Raw genomic sequence first — 20,264 nt, 5'->3', positions numbered from 1 at the left:
CTTTGGGTATTACTTGAAACAGTGGATTTGGTTGGATGAACCCGGAAGAATACGGACCATAACTTATTGATTTTTAGGAATTTTAGATAAGAAAAAAGACGCCATAGGACGTCTTTAGACTTGAATGTGGCGGTGAGTGAGAGATTCGAACTCTCGATACGTTGCCGTATACACACTTTCCAGGCGTGCTCCTTCAGCCACTCGGACAACTCACCGAATTGTTGTTGGGTTTCCCCTCTCAACGAGGCGCTAATTTAATGATTATCTTGGGATTGGTCAAGCCCAGTTTTGAAAAAAAAGCGCCTTAAAAGGTTTGGTTGGTCAGTTATTGACTAAATCGCGCACTCTACCAGCAACTAAGCTTGTTGATAGTACCCCGGAACCTTGAACCAGCGGCGACACATATCCAAAAAGTAACCATAGAGCACGCCCATGCCGCAGGAAATGATGGCGTTACTGGTCACTGCGGTAATGATCTGCTCTGTCGAGGCACCAACCGCCAGCAGAATACCCGCATAGACGGGAGATTGAAAAAGTACGTAGGCCACTAAGTCGGAGACGTTTTTCATCAAACCGCCAGTCGAAACTCGCGCACCTTGGCGAAGTACCCAATCTCGGAATAGACCATAAGGCCAAGCGATGGCGATGTTGACCGGAATCGACAACGTTCGTGATGCCAATGATTGCTGGAAGGTCATTCCAGAAATCAGAATCTCGATAATCATCCCTGAGATAAAGCAAAAAACCACCATAGCAAAAGTATCTGCTGCTGCATGACGGATACAAAATGGCGCACGAGATTTCATTTACGTCCTCTAAAATATATAACTATAAAAATGGCAATTTAACGACATCATGAACTGGATGTAAAAACCAGAGCAGTTCATGGCGCTATTAGAGCAAATAATTTGTAGTTTTAGATACCGTATTTGAAATTGAGTTGTAAATTTATGACCAAAAAACGCACCAAATGTAGATAAAGTCACCAAAAATGGATAAAACCTCATTTCAATGATCTATGAGATGTAATTTAACTACATAAGTGCCTTTACTGTTAGAAGAGAAAGAAGACCTTTTATGCCTCACGACGGTATTGGTAGAGCAAGTCTGCGTACCGAAACAACGCATCATCGAGCTCTTTCTCTACAATCGGTTTGGCGATGATGTGATTGGCACCAGCTTCACACATACAAACACGTGTTTCTTTGAACACATCGGCAGTGCAACCGAAGATCAAGACTTGGTTAATCGAGTTTGGCATGGCACGAATGGCGCGAATGGTTTCAATGCCATCCAGTACGGGCATGTGATTGTCCATCAAGATCAAGTCGAATGATTGATGTGGTAACAGATCCAACGCTTCTTGGCCGTTTTCGACGCAAGTGGGAATAAAGCCTTTGTTGCGCATAAACGTTTCAAGAATGATGGCATTGGTGCGGTTGTCTTCAACAATCAGAACGGTCAAACCTTGATAATCGAGATGATAATTTGGCTCTTGCTCGACACTGCCAACGTCACACACCTGCACTGGCAACTCGACGTTAAAGCAACTGCCAAGCCCTTCTTGACTGGAAACGCTAATTTTACCACCTAACTTTTCAACGATTTTTTTAACGATTGCCAGACCAAGGCCAGTACCGCCATAGCGTCGGGTGGTCGAGGATTCTGCTTGTTCAAACGGGCGGAAAATACGTTTTTGTGCTGCAATAGGAATACCTATCCCTGTGTCTTTAACTTTAATCACAAGGTAGTTCTGCCCTCCTTTGAACACTTCTTCCAAGTAGACTTCAACCACACCGTGGGAAGTAAACTTCACCGCATTATTGAGTAAGTTGAATAGTATTTGCCGCAGGCGTGCACGGTCTGCATGGTACCAACGATCTCTGGCAACCTGTGAATAGACGCGAAATTGCAGTCCTTTTTCCGCACACAAGGTGTAGTAGATGCTGTTTACGCTGCCAATAATGGAGTCAAACGGGAATGGGGCGAGATCAAATTCCATGTGTCCTTGCTCGATTTTGGAGTAATCCAAGATCTCGTTGAGCAAAGTCATCATGTGATCACCGGAATCGTATAGCGTTTTTAGGTGCTTTTTCTGTTCTTCGGTCAATGGGGTTTTCAGCAACAACTGCGCCGTGCCCAACACGCCATTCATGGGCGTACGAATTTCGTGCGACAATGTGGCCAAAAAGGCGGTTTTGGCATTGGTTGACGCTTGTGCTTTGACTTTTTCTGCCTCTAGATAGACGGTTTTCTCGTTAAACGCATCGATCAGATGTTTGATCTCGTCATCGCTTTGATAATCGATATCAACGATACCGCCGGTTTTTGAGTTGTCCACGCTTTGCGCAATCGTGATGATCGGTTCAATCAAATAACGGTTGAGCAAGTAGTAACCTGCTAAAACGCAGATGAGTAAGAAAGGCAAAATACCCCATTCCACCCGTAGCACTTTATTGAACACTTCATCACTTATTCGCTGGCGGGCACTCACTACTTTCATTTGCCAATGAAAATCGCTGAGTTCAATCTGGCTAACGTAACGGCCTCGAACAAGAGTGTAGTTGTGCTCGGTGATCAAGCTGCCGTTTAATGCACTGATGGTGACCCCAAGTTGGTAAATCTCGGTATGTTTGCGGATAAAATCAAATAGTGCTTGCAAGGAGAGATCAACCGTTGCCACCCCAGCAAACTGCCCATCAAGGTAATAAGGTTTCGACGCCGTGATCATCTGCACTTGCGTATAAGGATCGATATACACCTGCGACCAACTTAGTTGGCCTGAAGGTTGATTGGCAACGGACTGATACCAAGGCTGAAGATGATAGCCATCGGATTCCGGGTTGTTATACAGATGCACCTGATCGACACCACCTTGCTTGGTTTTATTAAAAAACAAGCTTCGATAGACTGGTTTCGCTTGGTTGAGTTCCGGTTCAGGCCAAAGTCCACCACTGGAGATAATATTGCCGCTGGCAGCGATGATATTGGCTATACCACGGGAAAGTTGCGATGGCGGTGGATTACCTTGAGCGAAACCAACGAGGCTGTCGAGTAACCCGAGCGAGCTATTGAGCGGCCCTTCAATTTGCGCGGCAAGCAGCTCGGTTCTCAAATCCAGATTCTGCTCGATTTTGCTGCGCACTAAAGGCTCAACCACAAAATAGGTGACGCTGCCGATGATGGCGAGGAAAAAACAGAGGTACAAACTCAAGGCGAGAATGCTTTTGTTGCGAAGTGATGAGCGAATTTCCATACGATGACAGCGTTCCCTGTTAGCTCACTTTAGTGTATTACCATACCCGGCACCGCTCAAGGTACAGGGATCAATGACTTACTTTTCTTCCCTACGACGAAACTGCGGAAAAGACCGACAATCACTGAAACTGGCGTTCTGCCCTTTTTAATGGCGGCCGAGATTGGTAAGATCCGCCCATTCACTCGCCCTTAACATCCAAGGTATTCTATTTTGACGTTATTTGACATTCTTTCCCTTGAGGAATTAGACGGTAAGCTGCTCAATCTTGCTAAAACGCAGGGCTTTGTCACTTCAATGGCGGCAGCGCCCAATATCCTCGACCCACATGAATGGCTGCCTTTCTTATGGGGAGGTGAAGAAACCGCACCTTTTTCCGACGGTGAACAGCTGGAAGCCTACATTGATGCGGTAGTGCAACTTTGGAATCAGGCACGTCCAGCGCTACTTGATGGCTCCTGGCAGTGGCCAGAAACCTGCAAGTTGGATGAAGCGGAAATCGTTAACGAAGCCACTCGCGACTTTTGTGAAGGTGTACTGCAAGGCTGGCAACTGGCGCGCGATGATTGGGAAACCTTAATGCCTGAAGAGAGTGAGGAAAATGCCCTACTCGGCGGTGTGTTGCTCTCTTTAACGATGCTTTACGACCCAGAAACCACCATTGCGACATTGAGCGAACAAGGCTTTGAAGGGCTTGAGCAGTTTGCGGAGATCTTTAACGCCATGCCGGTGATGCTTTGCGGCCTAACCCAACGTGGTGTGATGCTCGCTGAGCAGCAATAAATCCTCTTCCTGCGGCGAGTGGCACCTCACTCGCCGTGCATGCCTGTTTGTTTTACCCATTTCTTGTTGATCGGCTTTAGCCAACACATTACACATATCCAGCTCGTTTTTCATAATCAAACGCAATAACAATCACATAAATTCTACCAGCTGGTAAAAATAGCATTACATCTCTAGCGGTTATTTGTTAGTATCCGCGCCAAATTCGGTTAACCCTATGTTGCAATGAACCTACGCATAAATCCGCAAACCAAACAAAAAGTAGTGGCGTTTTACGTCATTATTGCTTTGTTGTTTCAGATTTATCTGTTGGCGACCATGGCGCTCAACCCTTCTCAAGTTAATCGACAAAACTGGCTATCAGACAGCCAAGGCGGCAAAGTGCTGCTATGTACCGCGCAAGGCTTTAAGTGGGTGGATATCAGTGAACTGATTGAAGCCAACAACCTCGAAGTACCCAATGCGGACAGCGGCCATGAAAACCTTAAATTTCACTGCCCACTGCTCAAAGCATGCCAGTTTTCTTTAAGCCTAGCCGTTCTCTGCTTAGCCGTCATCTTGGCGTGGCTGTCTCGCCCCGCCCCAACACGTATCTTCTATCAACACCTTCTTTGTTTACAAAAGGTGTATCTCTCCATCGCCCCGAAGCAATCTCCACCGCACTCTTTCTTCGCCTGATCTCTGAGCCATCGGCTCAGCTGAGTCATTCACGCTCAACATAAAAAAACGCCACCCTTAACGGGATGGTGCGCGCGTGCTGTTTGCTATCCGTTAATGCTATCCGTTAAACGGCGCGCGCTAACTAAAAATTCAGAAGGAAGAATCATGTTTAACCCATCATTAAGCGCTAAAACATTCGTATCTATCACTCTTTGTAGCTTATTGGCCGCATGTGGCGGCAGTGACAACAGCAGTTCGGGGGCAAGTAACACCGATAGCAAAACCAGCCAAGAGGTAGCAATTCAGTTTGCGGCACGAGTCGGCAATGAAGAAATTCGCTGCGAAGCGATGAACAACAGTGTCGTAGGCACAGCCAACAGCCAACCCACTTTTAGCGATGTTCGTGTGTATATCTCTGAAGTTGCGCTGATCAACGAACAAGGCGAAGCGGTATCCGTCGAACTTACCCAAGACGGCAAATGGCAGTATCAAAATGTCGCCCTGCTGGATTTTGAAACGGGCAAGGGCAGCTGCGCCAACGGCAATGAAGACACGAACCACACGATTCGCGGCAAAGTTCCACAAGGCAAATACACCAGCCTTCGTTTTACCCTCGGCGTGCCAGCAGAGCTCAATCACTACGGTATTAATGGCGATGATGCTGTCTCTCCTCTTGATGTCACGGGGATGAACTGGAGCTGGCAAAAAGGGCACAAACATTTGCGCATGGATGTGAAAGGTTGGAACATCCACCTTGGTACCACAGGCTGTGAAGTGACCGATGCCAATACAGAAGTCGTCGACTGCGCAGCTTCTCGCCCGAACCGCCCACAATATCAGTTGGATAACTTCAACCTAGCCACCAGCAAGGTGGTGTTCGATTATCAAAAACTGGTCGCCAACAGCGATATTTCTAAAAATACGGATGCAACGCCATTGGGCTGTATGTCGGCGAGCAGCGACCCTGATTGCCAAGGCGTGTTTGATAACTTAGGGTTGGATCTCATCACTGGTGAGTGCATTGCAGGCAACTGCTCGACTTCACAATCTTGGGTGAGTGTGGAGTAATACCGATGTCAGCAAACCTCAAGAGTGGTTTGCTGACACTGCTCGTGCTGGCATCAGTAACGGGCTGTGACGGCGAATCAAGCTACGACGTCACTGCGGCGGGTTCAACCAACCACAGTGGTTTTGACTTTCAAACGGGCTCTCTTCCCATGCCGAGAGAGCCAAACGATAACCCGGCCAGTGAAGAAAAATTCCAGTTGGGACGACACCTGTTCTACGACAAGCGTTTATCGGGCAATCAAACCTTTGCGTGTGAATCTTGCCATCAGCAGGCGCTCGCGTTTACCGATGGGCTGGCGGTTCCAACCGGTTCGACCGGCGAGGTGCTCCACCGCAACTCGCAAACGCTAACCAATGTGGCTTACAACGCCTCCTACACTTGGGCCAATCCGGTGTTGCACACCATAGAGCAACAACTGGTGATCCCGCTGTTTGGTGAGTTTCCGGTTGAGATGGGGATTAACGATGCGAATCGTGACGAGATTTTACAACGCTTTGAGCAAGATCCCCGATATCAGACGCTGTTTAACCAAGCGTTTCCGAACGAGCAGCAACCCGTGACTTTGCCGAACATCATCAAAGCGCTGGCGGTGTTTAACCGCGCCTTGATCTCCAAAGAGAGCGATTTTGATCAAGGGACGATGAGCAGTGCGGCCCTACGCGGTCAGGCACTGTTCAACAGCGAAAAGATGGAGTGCTTTCATTGTCACAGCGGCTTTAATTTCAGCGATTCGACCTTGCACGCCGATACGGTATTTGTCAGTCGCCCATTTTTTAACACCGGCCTGTACAACTTAGATGAGCAAGGCAGCTATCCAGCGCAAGACAATGGCCTGTATACAGTGACAGCAAACGCAGTGGACAAAGGCAAATTTCGCCCGCCCACGCTACGCAACCTTGCTTATACCGCGCCATACATGCACGACGGCAGCATCGCCACGCTCTCTGAAGTGCTGGATTTTTACGCCGCAGGCGGTCGTCATATCGAAAGCGGTTTCTACCAAGGCGATGGGCGACTCAACCCTAACAAAAGTGAGTTTGTCAATGGTTTTACTCTGAGTCCGCAAGAGAAGCAGGACGTACTGGCCTTTTTGGGGGCGCTCAACGATGAAGCCTTTGTTCGCAACCCGCGCTATGCCAACCCATTTTTGCCGGAGAATAACCAATGAAACACGCTTTCACACTCACGGCAGTTAGTTTGCTCTCTAGCCATATTGCCTATGCCAACCCGAACCATGAGTCAAACATTGAAGTAAAAAGCAACGTGTTCGCTCAACTCGGCTACTACCATCAAAGTCGCGATCAGCAATTTGCTATCCCGGGTATTTTGAACAGCGCAGATGCGGCGCACCAAGAGCAAGGCGTGCAATTGATGCACGGTGAGCTGGGGCTATTAGCCATTTGGCCGCAAGTGTTAGCCGGAAAAATCATCCTCGGTAGCCACCACGGAGAGAATGTCGAGGTCGAAGAGGTCTGGTTACAACCTCATCTCGGACAAAACTGGACCTTACGTTTAGGCCGTCAACTGTCGCCCATTGGTTTGTACAATGACGTGCATGAGCACGACTGGCGATTTGTCGATGCATCGTTGTCACAGCAAGCATTTCTCGCCAACCAGTATCAAGACGACAGCATCAAGCTCACCTACGCCAGTGGTATGCATGATCTTACCGCTTGGGTTGGTCGTGGCAATGGCTACCCCGCCCAAGCGGATGCAAGCGAAAGTACACCCGCAGCGCTTGGCTTGAGCTATCAATGGCAAGGTTTTAAACAAGCGCATTCGTGGCGAGTCGTCGGCTCGCTGGCACACTTCGATGCAACCCAACGCGGCGCACAAACCAACCAAGGTCATAGCCATACGACCACGAGCAGCGCGATTATCTTTGATGGCACCACCACCTTGGTTGCTCTCGGCGCTCAATGGCAGTGGCAACAATTTAGCATTGAAGCGCAATGGATGGGGCAACAAATCGATGCCCGTCTTAGCGACTCTCAGCAGATGCAAACCGACCTCGATGCCTTTCAGTATGGGGTGAGCTCGCAGATTGTTTGGCAAAGAGAGACGTTTGAACTGGCGCTGCGTTACGACGCTCTCATCAGCGACAACCAAGTCAGCAGAGAGAGCAGTGAATTTAGTCAAGCGCTCAATGCCGAAGGTTTGCGTCCTCAACGCATTAGCGCGGTGCTCAACTGGCATTTTGCGCCAGCGCAAACGCTGCGCTTACAAGGTAACTACGAAGAAATCACTCACCTTAGCCAAAACGCATTTTGGCTGGTGTATCAGGGCAACCTGAACTGGTAAACCAAGAAAAACCACAAGGTAAATTAAAATGAAAAAAACCATCCACACATTGCTCATCACACTGCTGTCCTTGGCCGCTAGCAGCGTTTTTGCCCATGACTACCATCAAGGCAGCATACAAATCGATCACCCTTGGAGCCGTGAAGCGCCACCAACGGCGACGGTGATTGCTGGCTTTTTCCAATTGAAGAACAACGCAACTAGCGACGACTTCTTGCTCAGCGCGTCAACCCCAATCGCTGAGCGAGTGGAAATTCATACTCATGAAATGGCTGACGGTATGATGCAGATGAAGAAAATTGACGCGGTTCGCGTCGGCAGCATGCAAAGCGTGATGTTCGAACCCGGCAGCTATCACCTGATGATCTTCAACCCAAGCCAGAGCTATAAGAAAGGCGAACGCTTCCCGATGACGCTGACGTTTAAAAAAGCGGGCAGTATCGAAGTCGAGATGGCGATTGAAGAAGCGGGCCATGTGCATACTCACACTCACTAATACCGCCTGCCATGATGAAGATGCAATAGCAAGATAACTCGCGAAAAAGAAAAGGCACTGAGGAGAAAACCCACAAGGGCGGCCTCGGTGCCTTTTGCTGACAGGACGTTACACGATCACGTGCGGCAGGTAACGAGCCAAGTCTTGAGTGATCAAACTTGAATCTTCACGAATCGAAATACCCGCCGCTTTGTCGTTGACTAACCAACTACCGATTAAGGTGTGGTTATCAGCAAACTTTGGCAACGGGCAATATTGTTGGACAATAAAACGCCCTTCCCCATACGGCCCGTCGGTTTTATGACGAGATTTCCCATTACGTACGATCTCAATGTTCGCTCCTTCACGAGAAAACAAGGGCTTGCGCACAAAATCACTCAATGCGCTCGCTTTTGTATCATCGGCAAAATAGGCCGGCAGAAGGTTGGGATGCCCCTCGAACTCTTGCCATAGCAAGGGCAACAACGCTTTATTCGACAATACCGACTTCCACATCGGCTCCAACCAATTGATTTTCGACGTGGTGAGAAACTGGCTGTACTCATCATGGAACATCTCTTCCCAAGGGTAGAGTTTGAACATCCAGCGAATAACCCGATTCTCGAGATCGACAAATTGCCCTTCTTCATCGACACCAATGTCTTCGATATAGACAAACGCAGTGGAAAGTCTGGCTTCTCTTGCACAATCCTCAAGATACTGCACGGTCGCCCGGTCTTCTTCAGTCTCCTTACAGCAACTGAAGTACAAGGTTTGCCCCGGCTGCAAACGGGCAATATGGGCTAACCGTTCGATGAGATAGTCTTGTAAGATGTTGAACTGGTCGGCGCGTCGAGAAATCACGCCTCGACTCACCACATCTTCCAACCATATCCACTGCCAAAAGGCCGTTTCAAACAGCGATGTCGGGGTGTCGGCATTGTTCTCGTATAACTTGGCTGGGCCGTTGCCTGAATAGGCGAAATCAAGCCGTGAGTAAAGCGATGGTTCTTGCATCAACCATGAACGGCGCACCGCCTCCCACATCGTTTCGGGTATGGCAAAACGAGCCAGAAGCACTTCGTCATGCACCACTTTGTCGACGATGGACAGGCACATTTGGTGGATCTCTTCCGTCGGCGCTTCGAGATCGTGTTCAATCTGCTGCAAATTAAATTGATAGTAGGCCGATTCATCCCAATAGGGCTGTCCGTACATGGTATGAAAGCCAAAGCCGTAGCGCTCGGCAAGTGCGCGCCAATCTTCACGTTCTTTTATTTCGCGACGAAACATTTAGCCGCCTCGACTGATAGAGACCGATTTACCAAACCCGCCGCGCGACATCACTTTGCCTATCGTGCCGCCGCTTGACTTAATCGAGCTGGTGTTGATTTTCATCGCTTGGCCCAATTTCGTACCATAAGAAACACCACTGCCAGAGTAGTAACCACTACGATAGCGGTAGAGCGGCTCAGAGAAAAAGGCGTTTGAGCGAGACTTTAAACCGCTGGTGTCTCGTGTGTAAAAGAAGCTGCTCATGCGTGGCATATAAGAGTGGTAGGTGCTGCTGTAGTAGCAGTCATCAGAATCATAGCCAAACTCTCTTTTACATTCACTTTCTGATTGATAGCGCGGCGCACTGAACTCCGCGCGCGCGACTGCCTCTTTGTAGGCCAGTTCGCACTGCTCTGAATAGCTGGCGTGGTTTCTTTTGCACTGTTCGCTGTCTCGGTAAATATAGCCTTCTGTCTTGGGCTCATAGAATGAGTAGGCAGCGACACCACCAAAGAGAAGATAAGGAAGGGCAGGCATGACCTTCTCAAAAGACGATTTTTTCACGTTAGAACTGCGTTTCATCTCGACTCCTAGTAAGACATGCACGCAGCATTGAGTACACCCACAGACACCGAAACCGTTGCCAGAACAATGCCCGCTGGCACTTCATCGTTCTCAATTCGCTCACCGATGCGCGGCAATAACACCAAACGAACGATGGCAAACGCGACCAATTGCGCCATCAAGGCAACAACGCCCCAAACGGCAAAGTCAGCAATGTTGAGCGAGTTTTTCGCCGCGCCTGAGATGGCCAAGCAGTACCCCAAAAACGCGCCGCTAAGGGCGATCGCCGCAGCGGTGTTTTTATGATCTTTTATCAGCGTCCACTCGTCATATGGTGTCAGTCGGACATAGATAAATTTAAAAGCCAGCACAAAAGCCAACGACAGTGAAAAATAGAGGAGAAAGTTGGGGAATCCTGCCAACAACTTAGAGAGCATGTCCATGATTTTACCTAGATGTTTACCTTAATTGATTCATTGTTTTCCAGTGGAACGACTCCACCCGCTCGTCTGCAATGTAAAAGAGCTTGCTGCCGGATGGAATGCGCTTGTTGAGTGGTGGATTGAGTTCAATCCCTTGGCCGACATCAACGGCAATTAGCGTTGCCTGATGCTGTTGCTTAATAAAGGTGAACACACTGGCGACATTGGTTTCAGGTTGCGTTTTCGGGTACAACACTGAGTATTGCGTCATCCCTCTGGTCGATGCGAGTAGCTCTTGATGCAAAGTGCTAGAGCCAGGGTCAACGGCCGCCTTGGCCAGCATTTCCGCACCCACCGCAGGAATGCATTCTGCGGTTGGGCAGTGCTGGCTAAGCAAACGGCCAAGCGCATCATCTTTGAAATAGGCCACCAAATGGGCGTTCGGGTTGACGCTCGCACAATAGAGCGCGGCGGACAGGGTAATGTCATCTTGCTGGGTATCGACGATGATGCAACTCGCTTGCTCCACGTTGGCGTTGTTCATCTCTTGACCATCGGTATAGCTGGTCACTTTGACAAAACCTATCTCGCCGGGTAATGGGTTCTCAATGTCTGAACGGCTACAGAGCACAATCGGCCGCTTACCCGCTTCTTCATGTTGCAGCATGCGGATCAAATGAATCGTTCGCTGGTTATTCCAGCCTAATAAAAGAATATGATTTTCCACTCGAACTCTCCTTTTACCCAAGACGCCAGCACGCCAGTAATCAATCGCCCCAGCCGCGATACGACTGAGTAACGCAGCAAACAGACTCAATCCACCTGGAATAACAACGAGAACCACAACCCAGCGACCAAAAGTGGTGCTGGGTGATAAGTCGCCATACCCCACTGTCGATGCCGTCACCATCAAATAGTAAACAAATACCGAGAGATCACGGGTAATCGCATCCTCACCAGCCCAACGTAATAGTCCCCAGCAAAGGCTCAGGTACACGCCAACCAGTAACAGTAAATTGCGGTTGCTTAGCCTAAATACATGGGTTTGAAACCACTTTTTTAGCACCAGCCAAATCGACATAGTGAACCCCTTTATTCATCAGGGTGCTGAATATAAGCCAATTATTTGAGATAAAAAAACCAGCCGGTTAGGCTGGTTTCCATTTTGTGATCTTGTGCGCAGTATTAGGCGTTTCCTTTTACCTGCATGTTCAATCTTTCGGCAAAGTCCAACATACGGTTTAATGGAATCAAAGACTTAACACGCAATTCTTCATCTACAAAAATCTCATGTCGTTCACCACCATCACGCAAAGCGGTCTCAATGGCTTGCAGGCCATTCATCGCCATCCAAGGGCAATGGGCACAACTGCGACATGTTGCGCCGGCACCGGCTGTCGGCGCTTCAATCAGCTCCTTCTCTGGCACGAGCTGCTGCATTTTAAAGAAAATGCCTTTGTCGGTCGCGACGATCATCTTCTGCTGAGGTAATGCCTTGGCCGCTTTGATCAGTTGGCTGGTTGAACCCACGGCATCGGCCAGTTCAACCACACTGGCTGGCGATTCGGGATGCACCAAAATAGCGGCATCGGGATAAACTGCTTTCATTTTGCGTAACGCATCGGCAGAGAACTCATCATGCACGACACATTCACCTTGCCAAAGTAGCATGTCAGCACCAGTTTTCTTTGCGATGTAAGAGCCCAAGTGGCGATCTGGTCCCCAAATGATCGGCTTATCTTCGGCGTCCAAATGCTCGACAATTTCAAGTGCAATACTGGACGTCACCACCCAGTCAGCTCGCGCTTTCACCGCAGCAGACGTGTTGGCATACACCACGACCGTATGGTCTGGATGCGCGTCACAAAACGCCGTGAACTTGTCAGCAGGACAACCCAGATCCAAAGAACATTCGGCTTCCAATGTCGGCATCAAAATACGTTTCTCTGGGGTGAGGATTTTTGCCGATTCACCCATAAAGCGCACACCAGCAATAATCAAGGTGCTCGCTGGGTGGCGGTTACCAAACTTGGCCATCTCCAGAGAGTCGCCGACAAAGCCACCCGTTTCTTCCGCGAGGGCTTGAATTTCAGGATCAGTGTAATAATGGGCAATCAGAACGGCATCTTTCTCTTTCAACAATGCCTTGATGTTGGAAAGATGTTGCTCTTTTTGTTCCTGCGTCAAAGGGATAGGCTTTGGAGGGAAAGGATAAACCGTGTCAATCTTGTCTAAAATGTGGCTCATTGCTCGTGCTCTACGCAACTTCCTATAGTTCGCGTATTGTAACCTCAAGCGAATAGAAGATGCAAAAGCCATAGCATGCAGAAAACTGGCAAAAAATAAGGAGCCTGAGCTCCTTATTCTTGCAATTTTGATTTAGCGACCTTGGCCGAAGCACTACCGGGATGTTCGTCAATCGCCTGCTGATAAAACTTCTTCGCTTCCGCCTGATTGTTGTTGCGAGCCGCAATATCACCCAGCTTGACCAAAGCGTCAGCACGCTTGTTGGAATCACGGTAGGTAACAACCTCAGCAAAACTCTTCGCCGCCTCTTTATCCTGCTTTTGCGCAAAATAAAGCTGACCTAGCCAATAGCTTGCATTCGCAGCATAACTCGAACTTGGGAAATCTTTTTGAAACTGAATAAATGCAGCAATCGCACCAGCGTAATCGCGCTTTTTCAAAATCATGTCAACTGCATTTTGATATGCGGTCTGTTCATCCACGTTGGTACTGTACACACCTTTATCTGCACCCGAATCCACATCGGCCGCTGGTACGCTCGTATTCCCTACGGACTTAATTTCGCCCCGTACGCGATCCAACTCGATGAACAGTTCACGCTGTCTTTCCAGCATTTGCTGCATATCGTAGCTATTGCGCTCAAGTTTGCCACGCAACTCAGCGATTTCTAGCGACATTTGATCGATTTGTTGCTGCATCTGCAGTTGAACTCGATTTCGATTTTGCAGAAGACGCTCAAGACGCTGAACATCCGTTTCGGGAGCAGCGTTAACGGCAGATGGGCTAGCGTTGACAACAGACGCTGTCACGGGCTCGCTATTGAGATCAGATACTGGGGCTGGTGCAGCGAATGCAATATTCGCTGCACTTGCCAGTAACGTAAGCGTAACCGCTCGCTTAGTGTTACTGAACATGAGGCATTCCCTCAATTAGTAAACCAATACTGCGCGACGGTTTTTCGCGTAGATTTCTTCGGTTTGACCAAGAAGAAGAGGTTTCTCTTCGCCGTAGCTCACGATAGAGATTTGATCCGCTTGAACGCCCATCGCTTGCAGGTATTTCGCTACAGCTTGTGCACGGCGCTCACCCAGCGCGATGTTGTACTCAGGTGTACCACGCTCGTCGGCGTGACCTTCGATAGTCACTTTCAGAGACGGGTTTTTGCTTAGGTACGCCGCGTGCGCCGCTAGCATCTCTTCGTAGTCACTTGAGATAGTTGCGTTATCAAACGCGAAGTAAACGGTTTGAGTTTCACGCAGAGTCTGTTCTTTAAGCTCTTGCTCAGATAGCTGACCGTTTTGGTTGATCGGCGTGATCACTGTGGTATCAGTACCACCAGTCGTCGCTGAACCACCAGACGTTGTTTGGTTAGTTTCAGTGCTGGTGCCAGCGTTAGACGCTGCGTCATCACTTGAGCTACACGCTGTAACAGCCATTACTGGGAGTGCGATTAGAAGCCCTTTAAGAACCTTGTTAAGTTGCATCTTATTTTCCTTTATTAATCAAACTTAGTTGCTACAAAAACGGAGACCATGCGGGAGCTCTGACACGCCCATTCGTTGCCGGTAATCTAGCTTTAAAGCGACCATCGATAGACACCATCGACAGTACATTTTTCTTATCGTAAATGGAGCTATAAATCACCATACCTCCATTCGGCGCAATACTCGGTGACTCGTCAAGTAAGGTTTTGGTCAATACTTGAACCGCACCCGTTTCCAAATCCTGTTTGGCCAGATTAAAGCCGGATTCGCTACGATTAACCATGATCAGGAATCTTCCGTCCGGAGTAATCTGTCCACCCAAGTTCTGGCTACCTTGCCAAGTAAGACGGCTAGTCGACCCGTCGCTCAAATTTACTCTATATATCTGTGGTTTACCACCCCGATCCGAAGTAAAGATGAGCGATTTGCCATCAGGATGCCAGAATGGCTCCGTATTATTTGATCTATCCCGCGTTATTTGGGTTAACTGGCGAGTTTTTAAGTCCAGCGTGTAGAGCTGTAAAGAGCCCGTTTTGGACAAGACAAGCGCCAATTGACTCCCATCTGGAGAGAAGCGTGGCGCACCATTATGACGTGGATATGATGTTAGTTTCTCATGTTCACCAGTATAAATATTCAGTATGAAGATTTCCGCCTGACCATTTTGAAAGCTCACATAAGCCAGCTGTCGACCATCAGGAGACCAAGCTGGTGACATCAGTGGTTGCTTTGAGCGCAACACCAAACGTTCATTAAAACCATCGTAATCTGAGATTCTCAGTTGGTAGGGGAATTTGTCGTTGTCATTGACCACCACATACGCTATGCGAGTCAAAAATGCACCGCGCTCTCCGGTTAAACGCTCATAGACCAAGTCGGAGATACGATGGGCGTATTCGCGCAGACGTTCCCCTTCGACGGTTGCGACTTTAGTAAACAGCACATGATCTTTTGATAGCACGAGTTGGCCATCCTCCAATGCCCGGCTTTGGCCTTTGGTAAGCATGCCACGCACGACATCAATCAATTGATAGCGGACGACATACTCACCTTTCTCATTTTGGCTAATGCTGCCAGTCACCAGCGTATCAACGCCTAAAGCCGTCCACGCGTCAAAGTTAACCTCAGATTCGTTGTAAGGAGTCTGGGGCATTTTATTGGTTGCGATTGGGCTAAACTTACCGCTACGTTGCAGATCGGACGCAATCACCGCGGAGACATCGGCTGGAAGTGCGGCTTTCCCTTGCCATTTAAACGGAACAATAGCGATAGGCCTTGCCGAATCGATACCGTCAGTAATGATCAGCTCCAAGGCTGCATGAGCTATATTTGTGGCACTACTGACCAGCAGTACTAAACCCAGTAAAAGGCGTTTCATCACGTCATAATCCTTTTATTCTAAAGCAACAGTGAGGTTAATAGTTCGCAGCTCTTTTCTGACTGCTTCATCTTCTGGCATAGGGAAATTGCCGACCTGAGCAATCGCGCTCTTTGCTGCCGTACAAACGCGGCTATCACCTTCAAGAACACTTACTGAACTGACAATCGCATCCACTCCGGTCGGGATCAGAGTAATATTAACTCGACAAGACTTTCCCAGTAAGTATTCATCCTTTATCAGCTTCTGCTGAATTAGCTGCTGATATATTTGTCCGTATCGATTTTTCTCGTCAGTGACAAACTGACTTTTTGCGGCATTGTTATGACTCGCTTCCGTCTCTAGCCCAGAATAAATATCATTGAGCGCTGCTTCTTTTTCTTTTTTTTCTTTGAGTTCTTTTTCCAACTGCTGCAAACGTGCTTTCTCTTTGCGCGCCTTTTCCGCTGCCTCTGCAGCGGCTTTTTGTTGAGCAATCCGCTCTTGCTCTGCTTTTTGCGCAGCTTCGCGCTCACGGAGAGCCTTTTCTTCGGCTTCTCTCGCCGCTTTTTCGTTTGCTAGACGCTCTTGTTCGGCTTTAGCGGCAGCCGCTTCTTTCGCAACGCGCTCTTGTTCGGCTTTTTTAATCGCCTCTTCTTTCACTTTCCGCTCAGCTTCTAGCTTAGCGGCACGATCTTTTTCCTGTCGCACCTTCTCTTCTGCGACTTTTTGCTCTTGCTCTCTCTTTTTGCGCGTCTCTTCTGCTTCACGTGCCGCTTTCGCCTCTCGAACTTGCTGCTCTTTTAACTTACGCAGTTGCTCTTCGTCTGCTTTGCGGTTCTTTTCCAACTGTTCCGCTTCACGGCGCAACTTGTCCAGCCGCTCTTGTTCTTTCTTCGCTGCTTTTTCCCGCTGCTGACGGATTTCATTCGCTTGCTGCTGTACCAACTTAGGGTCAATCACCACAGCCTGTACCATTTGCCCGGAAGCTTGCGGTTTAGGCATATTAAAATCGGTGCTCCAAAGCAAAGCAACGACTAAGGCGACATGCAGGAGTAGTGAGACCACAATGGGGACTACGAAATCATTCTTTTTATTTTTCTTTTCTCTCATGATCGCGTCTGACTTATTCTATGTCGGTTAGCAGGCCAACTTTGGGGATGCCGGCTTTACTGAGTTCATCGAGCAATAACACAATCTCCGCGTACGGTGTTGCGGCGTCACCACCAACAGCAATAGGCGAATCAGGTTTGAGAGAAAGCTCTGCTTTAACTCGCAAAATAACGTCGGCCAACGATAGACCACGTTGCACCTCATCATTATTGACACTCAACCCTAAGTTGCCGTCTTTATCAACTTCGATGATGATAAAACTGCTGTTACTTTCACCAGCCATCTGTTCCATAGACTGTGCGGTGGAGGTTTTCGGCAGCTCAACATCCACCCCTTGAGTTACAAAAGGAGCGGTCGCCATAAAGATGATCAGCAAAACCAACATGACGTCGATATACGGCACCACGTTGATCTCCGCAGTCATCTTGCGCTTTTTCGGTTGATAACCCGCCATCAGTGGCTACCTGCCATGGCTTGACGGTGCAAAATACTGTGGAACTCTTCTGAGAAGGTGGCGTAGTTGTGCTCCAGCTTCGTCACTTTATTGCTCAAACGGTTATAGGCCATAACAGCAGGAATAGCGGCAAACAAGCCCATAGCCGTGGCAATCAAAGCCTCAGCGATACCAGGCGCTACCATGGAAAGGGTGGCTTGTTTAACTTCACCTAGCGCAATAAAGGCGTGCATGATGCCCCAAACGGTACCAAATAGGCCAATGTAAGGGCTGATTGAGCCAACCGTTGCCAAAAATGGCAGACTGTTTTCTAAATCATCCACCTCACGGGAAACGGCCACACGCATTGCTCTGCCCGTCCCTTCCATGACATAAGCCGGTGAATTGGCATTGGTTTTACGTAATCGAGCAAACTCGGTAAAACCGGCATAAAAAATCTCTTCTGCGCCAGAGAGGTTCTCTTTTCTGGCTTTCACTTGCTGATAAAGCTGAGAAAGGTCGATACCAGACCAAAATTTGTCTTCAAACTCTTCGGCGTCTTTGCTCGCCTTCGACAACACCTTGCTGCGCTTGATGATCATGGCCCAAGAGACGACTGACATACCAAGCAAAGTTAACATGACCAACTTAACCAACAGGCTCGCTTGTAGAAAAAGATCTAAGATAGAAATATCAGCAGTCACTATTTGTTAACTCCGCAATAATAGACGTGGGAATGGCAAAAGGTTTCATTTTTAAATTGTCGATACATGCTACCTTAACTGTTGCTTTACACAACAACCGCCCTTCTTCATTGACCAACTCTTGACAAAAGGTCATCGAAACGCGCTTAAATTCGCCAATTTTGCTTCGTACGGTCAACTTTTCATCGAGTCTGGCGGCATGTATAAAATCGATATCCATATGTCGGACCACAAAACCGATATTTTGTTTCAGTAGCGCATCTTGTGAAATCCCAGCCGAGCGCAGTAATTCTGTTCGAGCGCGTTCGAAAAACTTGAGGTAGTTGGCATGATAAACCACCCCTCCTGCGTCCGTATCTTCATAATAAACCGTCACTGGCCAAGTAAAAGCGTGGTTATTGCTGTTCAATGTCGTACCGATTCAGTGCATGGATCAAAGCGATTACTATAACTTAAGTCACATAAATTGGTACCACACGCCTGCCTTTTTTTGAATTGTGTGGAGAAAATAAAAAGCCAGGCACTTGGCCTGGCTCAATTATTAACCATCTCGGTTACAAAATGTGTAAAGCGGTTAAAAACAGCAGAATTGGGATTGAAAAATAGGGGCTGAACAATAGCTGCCAATACCAATTTTTCGGCGTAAACCCAACACCATACACCATGCTCGAACACACCGCCCAAATGAGCGCTGGGCCAATCAGCACATTAAAACCGCCGATTGCAGTTGCGTAGGCGTGAGGCTCCCACATCACTAAACCAACATGAACAAACCCGAGTACTAGCGTGAATGCTTTCAGCCACGTTCTGTCGAACGGTTCATGCAGTGTCGCGATCTGTTCTGCTAGTTTATTCACTGTCTTTGTCCATCATTTCTGAATGCTCTAGCCAAAGAGCGTTGATGATGCCAAATGCACACGCAAGCAGTACACCGAGAATCCATGCGAAATACCACATAGTCTTTGCTCCTTAGTAAAGTGAGTTTTTGTTGTCTTCAATGAACTTGCTGTCTAAACGGCCAAACATTTTGTAGTAAGACCACGCAGTGTAGGCCAAAATGATCGGCATCATCACAAAGGCAACGCCCGTCATCAAATTCAGTGTCAACTCAGATGAAGTCGCATCCCACATCGTCAAGCTGTGACTTGGCATCAGATCCGATGGCATGATGAATGGGAACATGGCAAATCCAGCCGTAAAGATCACACCTGCATTCCCTAGGCTTGAAGCCAAGAACGCCAACGCTCCTTTTTCAAGGCGAGAAGCAACCACGGCTAGTAAAGGCATCAGTACACCCAGCGCTGGTGCAGCCCATAGCAGTGGATAAGCTTCAAAATTGTTCATCCAAGCACCCGCTTGACGAACCACTTCTTTGTTTAGTGGGTTTGATGCGGCCATGGTATCGATGCTGCCAACAATGACGTAACCGTCAATGCTCTGGATCCAAAAACCTGCTGCCACGAAAGCAAGCGCTGTCAGCACACCAGTCAATTGTGCAACATTACGTGCACGAACGTGAACCGCATCTGTAGTTTTCATTTGCAGCCAAGTCGCGCCTTGCATCAGGATCATAAACAAGCTCACCAAACCACAAAGCAATGCGAACGGGTTCAGCAGACCAAAGAATGAGCCATGATAGGTTGGCATCAAGAATTCACTCAGTTGGAATGGCACGCCTTGCAGTAAGTTACCAAACGCCACACCAAAAATGACAGGCGGCACAAAACCACTGATCGAGATACAGATATCCCAAGTGTTGCGCCATTTGGCATCTTCAATTTTTGAGCGGTAATCGAGACCAATCGGACGCAGCCATAGCGCGGCCAGCGTCACGATCATCGCTAAGTAGAAACCAGAGAACGAGGTCGCGTAAACCAGTGGCCAAGCGGCAAACAGGGCACCACCTGCGGTGATAAGCCAAACTTGGTTACCATCCCAGTGTGGCGCGATCGAGTTGATCATCACGCGGCGTTCATTGTCATTTTTACCAATCACAGGGACGAGCGCACCCACCCCCATATCGAATCCATCGGTAATTGCGAAACCAACGAGTAGTACACCGATCAGTACCCACCAGATTAATCGCAAGATTTCGTAATCAAACATCTTGTATCTCCTTGA

23 protein-coding genes and 1 tRNA gene are annotated in these 20,264 nt (G+C 48.4%); 6 read left to right on the top strand and 18 right to left on the bottom strand.

Features of this window, described 5'->3' with window-relative positions:
- Positions 1 to 127 precede the first annotated feature (127 nt).
- The 3 genes from I3X05_RS05395 to I3X05_RS05385 all read right to left on the bottom strand — a co-directional run bounded on the left by I3X05_RS05395 (position 128) and on the right by I3X05_RS05385 (position 3,256).
- Positions 128 to 215 (bottom strand) — tRNA-Ser (locus I3X05_RS05395).
- A gap of 141 nt (positions 216 to 356) precedes the next feature.
- Positions 357 to 806: an L-alanine exporter AlaE gene (locus I3X05_RS05390; RefSeq protein ID WP_193167307.1), complete on the bottom strand. Its 450-nt coding sequence runs from the start codon at positions 804 to 806 to the stop codon at positions 357 to 359.
- 269 nt (positions 807 to 1,075) lie between these two features.
- Complete coding sequence (locus tag I3X05_RS05385; protein WP_052702499.1) at positions 1,076 to 3,256, bottom strand: hybrid sensor histidine kinase/response regulator; 2,181 nt, start codon at positions 3,254 to 3,256, stop codon at positions 1,076 to 1,078.
- A 213-nt stretch (positions 3,257 to 3,469) separates the two neighbouring features.
- Between I3X05_RS05385 and I3X05_RS05380 the strand changes: the two genes are divergently transcribed.
- The 6 genes from I3X05_RS05380 to I3X05_RS05355 all read left to right on the top strand — a co-directional run bounded on the left by I3X05_RS05380 (position 3,470) and on the right by I3X05_RS05355 (position 8,565).
- The gene (locus I3X05_RS05380; protein ID WP_193167308.1) at positions 3,470 to 4,039 is read left to right on the top strand and encodes a YecA family protein; all 570 of its coding nucleotides are present in this window, start codon (positions 3,470 to 3,472) and stop codon (positions 4,037 to 4,039) included.
- Positions 4,040 to 4,264: 225 nt separating this feature from the next.
- Positions 4,265 to 4,717, top strand: coding sequence for a hypothetical protein (locus I3X05_RS05375; RefSeq protein WP_193167309.1), 453 nt, complete (start codon positions 4,265 to 4,267; stop codon positions 4,715 to 4,717).
- 147 nt (positions 4,718 to 4,864) lie between these two features.
- Complete coding sequence (locus I3X05_RS05370; protein ID WP_193167310.1) at positions 4,865 to 5,767, top strand: MbnP family copper-binding protein; 903 nt, start codon at positions 4,865 to 4,867, stop codon at positions 5,765 to 5,767.
- Between the two features lie 5 nt (positions 5,768 to 5,772).
- Positions 5,773 to 6,936: an MbnH family di-heme enzyme gene (locus tag I3X05_RS05365; RefSeq protein ID WP_337970989.1), complete on the top strand. Its 1,164-nt coding sequence runs from the start codon at positions 5,773 to 5,775 to the stop codon at positions 6,934 to 6,936.
- Positions 6,933 to 8,069, top strand: a complete 1,137-nt coding sequence (locus I3X05_RS05360; protein WP_337970988.1) for a porin — start codon at positions 6,933 to 6,935, stop codon at positions 8,067 to 8,069. The genes I3X05_RS05365 and I3X05_RS05360 overlap by 4 nt, the downstream gene beginning before the upstream one ends.
- A 28-nt stretch (positions 8,070 to 8,097) precedes the next feature.
- The gene (locus I3X05_RS05355; RefSeq protein ID WP_337970987.1) at positions 8,098 to 8,565 is read left to right on the top strand and encodes a copper chaperone PCu(A)C; all 468 of its coding nucleotides are present in this window, start codon (positions 8,098 to 8,100) and stop codon (positions 8,563 to 8,565) included.
- 108 nt (positions 8,566 to 8,673) lie between these two features.
- On the opposite strand, the gene I3X05_RS05350 is transcribed toward I3X05_RS05355, so the two are convergent.
- From I3X05_RS05350 to cydB, 15 genes are all read right to left on the bottom strand, one after another.
- Complete coding sequence (locus tag I3X05_RS05350) at positions 8,674 to 9,837, bottom strand: glutathionylspermidine synthase family protein (RefSeq protein ID WP_045568923.1); 1,164 nt, start codon at positions 9,835 to 9,837, stop codon at positions 8,674 to 8,676.
- Positions 9,838 to 10,401, bottom strand: coding sequence for a DUF1190 domain-containing protein (locus I3X05_RS05345; RefSeq protein WP_045568924.1), 564 nt, complete (start codon positions 10,399 to 10,401; stop codon positions 9,838 to 9,840).
- A gap of 8 nt (positions 10,402 to 10,409) precedes the next feature.
- Positions 10,410 to 10,826: a DUF350 domain-containing protein gene (locus I3X05_RS05340; RefSeq protein WP_045568925.1), complete on the bottom strand. Its 417-nt coding sequence runs from the start codon at positions 10,824 to 10,826 to the stop codon at positions 10,410 to 10,412.
- Positions 10,827 to 10,842: 16 nt separating this feature from the next.
- Entirely contained in the window at positions 10,843 to 11,886 is a 1,044-nt protein-coding gene (locus I3X05_RS05335) for an ion channel (protein ID WP_045568926.1), read from the bottom strand.
- A gap of 104 nt (positions 11,887 to 11,990) precedes the next feature.
- Positions 11,991 to 13,052, bottom strand: a complete 1,062-nt coding sequence (gene nadA / locus I3X05_RS05330) for a quinolinate synthase NadA (protein WP_045568927.1) — start codon at positions 13,050 to 13,052, stop codon at positions 11,991 to 11,993.
- 113 nt (positions 13,053 to 13,165) lie between these two features.
- Entirely contained in the window at positions 13,166 to 13,966 is an 801-nt protein-coding gene (ybgF, locus tag I3X05_RS05325) for a tol-pal system protein YbgF (protein ID WP_045568928.1), read from the bottom strand.
- Between the two features lie 15 nt (positions 13,967 to 13,981).
- A complete protein-coding gene (gene pal, locus I3X05_RS05320) occupies positions 13,982 to 14,536 on the bottom strand; it encodes a peptidoglycan-associated lipoprotein Pal (RefSeq protein WP_045568929.1) in 555 nt (184 codons plus the stop codon).
- Between the two features lie 31 nt (positions 14,537 to 14,567).
- Positions 14,568 to 15,917, bottom strand: a complete 1,350-nt coding sequence (gene tolB, locus I3X05_RS05315) for a Tol-Pal system beta propeller repeat protein TolB (protein ID WP_039433163.1) — start codon at positions 15,915 to 15,917, stop codon at positions 14,568 to 14,570.
- Positions 15,918 to 15,929: 12 nt separating this feature from the next.
- Positions 15,930 to 17,006 (bottom strand): cell envelope integrity protein TolA, encoded by a 1,077-nt coding sequence (gene tolA, locus I3X05_RS05310; RefSeq protein WP_045568930.1) that lies wholly within the window; start codon positions 17,004 to 17,006, stop codon positions 15,930 to 15,932.
- Between the two features lie 13 nt (positions 17,007 to 17,019).
- Positions 17,020 to 17,460, bottom strand: a complete 441-nt coding sequence (locus I3X05_RS05305) for an ExbD/TolR family protein (RefSeq protein ID WP_045568931.1) — start codon at positions 17,458 to 17,460, stop codon at positions 17,020 to 17,022.
- Positions 17,460 to 18,143, bottom strand: a complete 684-nt coding sequence (gene tolQ, locus I3X05_RS05300; protein ID WP_039425563.1) for a protein TolQ — start codon at positions 18,141 to 18,143, stop codon at positions 17,460 to 17,462. The genes I3X05_RS05305 and tolQ overlap by 1 nt, the downstream gene beginning before the upstream one ends.
- Positions 18,133 to 18,552, bottom strand: coding sequence for a tol-pal system-associated acyl-CoA thioesterase (gene ybgC / locus I3X05_RS05295; protein WP_045568932.1), 420 nt, complete (start codon positions 18,550 to 18,552; stop codon positions 18,133 to 18,135). The genes tolQ and ybgC overlap by 11 nt, the downstream gene beginning before the upstream one ends.
- Positions 18,553 to 18,697: 145 nt before the next feature.
- On the bottom strand, positions 18,698 to 19,000 hold the full coding sequence (gene ybgE / locus I3X05_RS05290) for a cyd operon protein YbgE (protein ID WP_039425557.1): 303 nt from the start codon (positions 18,998 to 19,000) through the stop codon (positions 18,698 to 18,700).
- Entirely contained in the window at positions 18,993 to 19,100 is a 108-nt protein-coding gene (cydX, locus tag I3X05_RS05285; protein ID WP_000270284.1) for a cytochrome bd-I oxidase subunit CydX, read from the bottom strand. Before cydX ends, ybgE begins: the two co-directional genes overlap by 8 nt.
- A gap of 12 nt (positions 19,101 to 19,112) precedes the next feature.
- Positions 19,113 to 20,249: a cytochrome d ubiquinol oxidase subunit II gene (gene cydB, locus I3X05_RS05280; RefSeq protein ID WP_337970986.1), complete on the bottom strand. Its 1,137-nt coding sequence runs from the start codon at positions 20,247 to 20,249 to the stop codon at positions 19,113 to 19,115.
- Positions 20,250 to 20,264 lie beyond the last annotated feature (15 nt).

The organism is Vibrio navarrensis, from assembly GCF_015767675.1.
Lineage (GTDB): Bacteria > Pseudomonadota > Gammaproteobacteria > Enterobacterales > Vibrionaceae > Vibrio.
Note: the sequence above shows the minus strand (reverse complement) of the source record. Positions and strands in the feature narration are given on the sequence as shown.